Source organism: Erwinia psidii, from assembly GCF_003846135.1.
Taxonomy (GTDB): Bacteria; Pseudomonadota; Gammaproteobacteria; order Enterobacterales; family Enterobacteriaceae; genus Erwinia; species Erwinia psidii.
This window is the reverse complement of sequence record NZ_RHHM01000035.1, coordinates 1-1,943: the sequence shown is the minus strand read 5'-3', so window position 1 is coordinate 1,943 and position 1,943 is coordinate 1. Positions and strand designations below refer to the sequence as shown.

At 46.8% G+C, this 1,943-nt stretch carries 1 rRNA gene; it reads right to left on the bottom strand.

Annotated features, from left to right (window positions below):
- Positions 1-1,943: ribosomal RNA gene (locus EB241_RS20690) — 23S ribosomal RNA — on the bottom strand; the annotation flags it as partial.

Sequence of the window (1,943 nt, the reverse complement as noted above, 5' to 3'; positions counted from 1 at the left end):
ATTTACCTGACAAGGAATTTCGCTACCTTAGGACCGTTATAGTTACGGCCGCCGTTCACCGGGGCTTCAATTCAAAGCTTCGCTTGCGCTGACTTCTCCTCTTAACCTTCCGGCACTGGGCAGGTGTCACCCCCTATACATCGTCTTGCGCCTTAGCAGAGAGCTGTGTTTTTGTTAAACAGTTGCCCCTCCCTCTTCACTGCGGCTCATCAAAGATGAGCACTCCTTCTTCCGAAGTTACGGAGTTATTTTGCAGAGTTCCTTAGCTACAGTTGTCTCGCTTGCCTTAGGATTTTCTCCTTGACCACGTGTGTTCGTTCTAGGTACAGGCAGTTAATTATTAATGTTAGAAGCTTTTCTTGGAAGCGTGGAGTCATATACTTCGTTACTAGGCGAACCGTTCACTCCCCATCACACTTCAACGTTAATACAACACGGATTTGCCAATGTTGCCGTCTTTGTGCTTAGCCCGGGACAACCAGCACCCGGGATATACTATCCTTCTCCGTCACTCCATCACTAATTAACTGGTACAGGAATATCAACCTGTTGTCCATCGACTACGCCTGTCGGCCTCGCCTTAGGTCCTGACTAACCCTGGGTGGACGAACCTTGCCCAGGAAACCTTGGTCAAACGGCATGGAAGATTCTCACTTCCAAACGTTACTCATGCCGGCATAATCACTTCCAAGCGCTCCACCAGTCCTTACGGTCTGACTTCATCACCCTTGGAACGCTCCCCTACCACTGTACTTGCGTACAATCCGTAGCTTCGGTGGTAAACTTAAGCCCCGGTACATTTTCGGCGCAGAATCACTCGACTAGTGAGCTGTTACGCACTCTTTAAATGATGGCTGCTTCTAAGCCAACATCCTAGCTGTCTGTGCAGTTCCACATCCTTACACACTTAGTTTACACTTAGGGACCTTAGCTGACGATCTGGGCTGTTTCCCTCACGAGCATGGACCTTATCACCCATGTTCTGACTGCTATGCACAAGTTATGGCATTCGGAGTTTAATTCTAATCAGTACCGCTAGGTGCAGCCATCATAGATTCAGTGCTCTACCTCCACAACAATTCACATAACGCTATCCTTAAAGATATATCGGGGAGAACTAGCTATCTCCGGGTTCGATTGGAATTTCACCGCTAGCCACAAGTCATCCAAAGTCTTTTCAACGAATACTGGTTCGGTCCTCCATTAGGTTTTACCCTAACTTCAACCTGCTCATGGCTAGATCACCCGGTTTCGTGTCTACTACTGCATACTAAACGCCCTATTAAGGCTCGCTTTCACTACGGCTCCATCTATATCGACTTAACCTCGCATGCAATAGTAACTCGCCGGCTCTTTCTACAAAAAGCACGGTATCACCCATTAACGGACTCTACCTTCTTGTAAGCATATGGTTTCAGGATCTCTTTCACTCCCCTCTCGGGGTGCTTTTCACCTTTCCCTCACGGTACTGGTTCACTATCGGTAAAATGGTAGTATTTAGGCTTACCAAGTGGTCTTGGCAGATTCCGACAAAATTTCACATGTTTCGCCGTACTCAGGATACTTTCTCGAGGTTATTGCATTTTGTATACGGGGGTATCACCCTCTATGCCGCTACTTCCCAATAGCTTCTACTATACAATAACTTTGTAACTCTAACAAAAGTCCTACAACCCCGCCCCGTAGAACGGTTTGGCCTGTTCCGTGTTCGCTCGCCACTACTAACAGAATCATTATTATTTTCTTTTCCTCTAGGTACTAAGATGTTTCAGTTCCCTAGGTTCCCTTCTTATAAGCTATGTATTCACTTATAGATAACATGAGATAAATCATGTTAGGTTTCCCCATTCGGACATTCCGGGATCGCAGCTTACTTCCAGCTCCCCCAGACTTTTCGCAGGTAATCACGTCCTTTTTCGGCTCCATTTTCCAAGGCATTCACC